The organism is Streptomyces reniochalinae, from assembly GCF_003323735.1.
GTDB lineage: Bacteria > Actinomycetota > Actinomycetes > Streptomycetales > Streptomycetaceae > Streptomyces > Streptomyces reniochalinae.
In genome coordinates this window covers 1-4693 of record NZ_QOIM01000069.1, presented here as the reverse complement: position 1 = coordinate 4693, position 4693 = coordinate 1, and the positions used below count along the sequence as shown (strand labels likewise).

General features: G+C 68.4%; 1 protein-coding gene. It reads left to right on the top strand.

Annotated elements, in window-relative coordinates; genetic code table 11:
• Positions 1 to 44: 44 nt before the first annotated feature.
• On the top strand, positions 45 to 4693 hold a 4649-nt coding region (locus DQ392_RS35920), incomplete at its 3' end, for a type I polyketide synthase (protein ID WP_220182696.1).

The following is a 4693-nucleotide window of genomic DNA, read 5'->3' as shown; positions in this document are numbered from 1 at the left end:
GGGCTCGGCGGTTGCGGGTCAGCCATGCGTTCCACTCGCCGTTGATGGATCCGATGTTGGAGGAGTTCGCGGCTGTGGCCGCGACGCTCAGTTATCACGAGCCTGTGTTGCCTATCGTCTCTACTGTCACGGGGCAGTTGGTTGTCGAGGGGCAGCTCACCGACCCGGGTTACTGGGTCGATCAGGTGCGTCGGGCCGTGCGGTTCGCCGATGGCGTCACTGCCACGGACGCGTCGGTCTTCGTCGAGATCGGGCCCGACGGTGTACTCAGCGCGCTGGCGCAGCACAGCGTGGACGACGCCACGGTGGCCGTGCCGGCCGTCCGCAAGGACGGGGACGAGGCCCAGGCGTTCGTGGAGGCACTGGGCCGGCTGCACACCACAGGTGTGCCCGTCGACTGGACCGCCTACCTCGGACACGCCCCCGTCCATGTCGATCTGCCGACCTACGCCTTCCAGCACCAGCGGTACTGGATCGAACCCAACCGAGCCGCCGGCGACGCCACCCACGCCGGGCTCACACCCGTCGACCACCCCCTCCTGACGGCCGCCACCGAACTTCCCGGCACCGAGACCCTCCTGTTCACCGGGCGGATCTCTCTGGCCACGCATCCGTGGCTGGCCGACCACGAGGTGCTGGGCACCGTGCTGGTACCCGGGACGGGTCTGCTGGAGCTGGCGTTGCAGGCCGGCCACGAAGCGGGACTCCCCGAGGTGCGGGAACTGACGCTCCGGGAGCCGATGCTGGTCCCCGCGACGGGCGCACTGGAGATCCGCGTCGTGGTCGGAGCCCCGGACGACGCGGGCGAGCGCAGCGTCAGCGTGCACAGCCGAGGAGAGGCCGACACCACGGCTGCGTGGATGTTGCACGCCGAAGGAACCCTGACAGCGGCGGCAGCGACTCCCCCCGCGACGGAACAGGTGTGGCCGCCGGTTGGTGCTGTGTCTGTTGATGTGTCGGGTGTGTATGAGGGTTTGTTGGGTCGGGGCTATGTGTATGGCCCGGTGTTTCAGGGGTTGCGTGCGGTGTGGGAGCGGGGGGATGAGGTTTTCGCTGAGGTGGAGTTGCCTGAGGACGGGGTTGTTGATGCGGGTCGGTTTGGTTTGCATCCTGCTGTGTTCGACGCGGCGATGCATGCGTTGTTGGTCGTGGGTGGTGGGGACGCGGAGACGGTGTTGCCGTTCGTGTGGTCCGGTGTGCGGTTGCATGCCGCGGGTGCTTCGCGGTTGCGGGTGCGGATTTCGCGGGTGAGTGGTGCGATGGCGTTGGCGGATGCTGCGGGTGCGCCGGTGTTGACGGTGGAGTCGTTGGTGTCGCGGCCGGTGTCGGTGGAGCAGTTGGGTGCCCGGAACGAGGCGTTGTTCCGGGTCGAGTGGTCGCCGTTGTCGGTGGGCGAGGTGGCGGGAGCCGGGACCGAGATGGTTTCGGTTGGTGACCCGGTTCCTGGGTTGTCCGTGGATGGGTTCGATGATCTGGTGTCGTTGGCTGAGTCGGGGTCTGTGGCTCCCTTGGTGGTGTCGGGGTGCTGTGGTGAGGAGGAATCGGGTGACGTGGTGGGTGCGGTGCGGCGGTCGGTGGGGGGTGTGTTGGATCTGGTGCAGGGGTTCTTGGGGGATGCGCGGCTTGCGGGGTCTCGCTTGGTGGTGGTGACGCGGGGCGCGGTCGCGGTGGGGTCGGGTGACGACGTGGTGCCGACTGCGGCGCCGGTGTGGGGTTTGGTGCGTGCGGCGCAGGCGGAGCATCCGGGGCGAATTGTGCTGGTGGATGTGGATGGGGCGTCGGCGTCGGTGGGTGTGGTTGCGGGTGCGTTGGCGTCCGGTGAGCCGGAGGTGGCGGTGCGGTCGGGTCGGGTGCTGGTGCCTCGTCTGGTGCGGGTGGCCGCTGCGGCGCATGAGGTGCCCGTGGTTGATCCGGCGAGCACCGTGTTGATCACCGGTGGTACCGGCGGTTTGGGTGCGTTGGTGGCTCGTCATCTTGTGACTGAGCGCGGGGTGCGCCATCTGCTGTTGGTGAGTCGTAGTGGTTCCGATGCGCCGGGCGCGGCGGAGTTGTCGGCTGAGTTGGTTGCGGCGGGTGCGTTGGTGGATGTGAGGGCGTGTGATGTCACGGATCGGGGCGCGCTTTCGGAGGTGATTGGGTCTGTTTCGGTGGAGCATCCGTTGGTGGGTGTGGTGCATGCTGCCGGGGTCGGGGATACCGGGTTGATCGAGTCGGTGTCGGTGGAGCGTCTGGCTGGTGTGTTCGGGCCGAAGGTTGATGCGGCGTGGTTCTTGCATGAGCTGACGTGTGAGTTGGATTTGGCGTTCTTTGTGTTGTTCTCGTCGGCGGGTGGTTTGGTGTTGCCGGCGGGGCAGGCGTCGTATGCGGCGGCGAATGTGTTCTTGGATGGGTTGGCGGCTTATCGTCGTGGGCTCGGGTTGGTTGCGACGTCGTTGGCGTTCGGGTTGTGGGAGACGTCGACGGGGTTGACGCGGTGGTTGGGTGACGCTGATGTGGAGCGGATGCGTCGTCAGGGTTTGCCGGCGTTGTCGGTGGAGGCGGGGCTTGCCGGGTTCGATGCCGGGCTGGCTTCGTCCGAGGCCCTGTTGGTGCCGTTGCGGGTGGATGTTCCGGCGTTGCGTGGCCGGGCGGATGTGCCTGCGCTTCTGCGGGGCCTGGCACCGCCACGGGCCCGGCGGGCAGCCCAGGTCTCGACCGCGTCGGACCTCGTAGAGCGCCTGGCCGGTGACGACCGTGAGCAGGTGCTGCTGGACCTGGTGCGGGAGAAGGCCGCGGCCGTCCTCCGCTACCCGTCATCGGAGTCGGTCGAGCCGGAGAGGGCGTTCCAGGACCTGGGCTTCGACTCGCTGACGGCGATCGAGCTGCGTAACGAGCTGAACGCGGCGACCGGCCTGCGGCTCTCGGCGACGCTGGTGTTCGACCACCCGAATGCCCAGGCTGTGGCTCGGCGCATCGAGTCCGAGCTGGTCGGTGACGCGGCTCCCTCTTCGGGCAGTGTCGTGGCGACCTCCAGCGCGAGCGATGAGCCGATCGCCATCGTGGGCATGGCCTGCCGCTACCCGGGTGGCATCAGCACTCCGGAAGAGCTCTGGCAGCTGGTCACCACTGCCACGGACGCCATAGACGATTTCCCGACCGATCGGGGTTGGGATCTTGACCGGCTGTACGACCCGGAGCCGGGAGTGCCGGGTAAGAGCTATACCCGTACCGGTGGCTTCCTGTATGAGGCCGGCGATTTCGACCCCGGGTTCTTCAGAATCTCTCCCCGTGAGGCTCTGGGGATGGACCCGCAGCAGCGTCTGTTGTTGGAGACGTCGTGGGAGGCGTTCGAGCGTGCTGGTGTCGACCCGCGTTCGCGTCGTGGCAGCCGGACCGGTGTGTTCGCCGGGCTGATGTACCACGACTACGGCCTGGGGACACCTGGGGCGACGAGTACGGGAAGTCTGCTTTCTGGGCGGGTTTCCTACACGTTCGGGTTCGAGGGCCCCGCGGTGACGGTGGACACGGCGTGCTCGTCGTCGCTGGTTGCCCTGCATCTCGCGGTACAGGCATTGCGTAGCGGTGAGTGTGATCTCGCGCTGGCCGGCGGCGCCACCGTGATGTCGACCCCCGGCACGTTCGTGGAGTTCTCCCGTCAGCGGGGTCTGTCACCCGACGGGCGGTGCAAGGCGTTCGGTGCCGGTGCGGACGGTACCGGCTGGGGTGAGGGCGTGGGCATGCTCTTGGTGGAGCGGCTCTCGGACGCGCGGCGGAACGGGCATCCCGTGCTCGCGGTGGTGCGGGGTTCTGCGGTCAATCAGGACGGTGCCAGCAACGGCCTGACGGCGCCCAACGGCCCTTCCCAGCAGCGGGTGATCGGGCAGGCCCTGGCGAATGCCGGTCTGTCGGCTTTCGACGTGGACGCGGTGGAGGCGCACGGCACGGGTACGGCGCTGGGTGACCCGATCGAGGCGCAGGCCCTCATCGCCGCCTACGGCCAGGACCGGCCCGCCGGCCGGCCGCTGTGGCTGGGGTCCATCAAGTCGAACATCGGCCACGCCCAGGCCGCCGCCGGTGTGGCCGGTGTGATCAAGATGGTGATGGCCATGCGGCACGGTGTGCTGCCGCAGACTCTGCACGCCGAAGAGCCCAGCCCCCACGTGGACTGGTCGGCCGGCACCGTCGAGCTGCTGACCGAGGCACGCCAGTGGACCACCAGCGACCGGCCGCGCAGGGCCGGCATCTCCTCGTTCGGCATCGCCGGTACCAACGCGCACGTGGTCGTCGAGCAGGTGGACGAGCCCGCGGCGGTCGAGGCTGTGGCGGCTCCGCCGGTGGTGCCGTGGTTGGTCAGTGCCGCGACCGCGGAGGGCGTGTCCGCGCAGGCTTCGAAGCTGCTGACGCACCTGGACACCGAAGCGGACGCCGCCGCTGTGGGCGCGGCGTTGGTGTCACGAACCGTGTTGGAACACCGTGCGGTGGTGGTCGGTGCGGACCGCGCTGAGCTGATCGAGGGCCTGCGTGCGCTGGCGGCGGGTGAGGTCTGTGCTGGTGTGGTGGCTGGTTCGGGGTCGGGTGGGAAGCTGGGGTTGCTGTTCGCTGGTCAGGGGAGTCAGCGGTTGGGTATGGGGCGGTCGCTTGTGGCGGCGTTCCCGGTGTTTGCTGAGGCGTTGGATGAGGTTGTGGGGGTTTTGGATCCGTTGGTGTCGTTCTC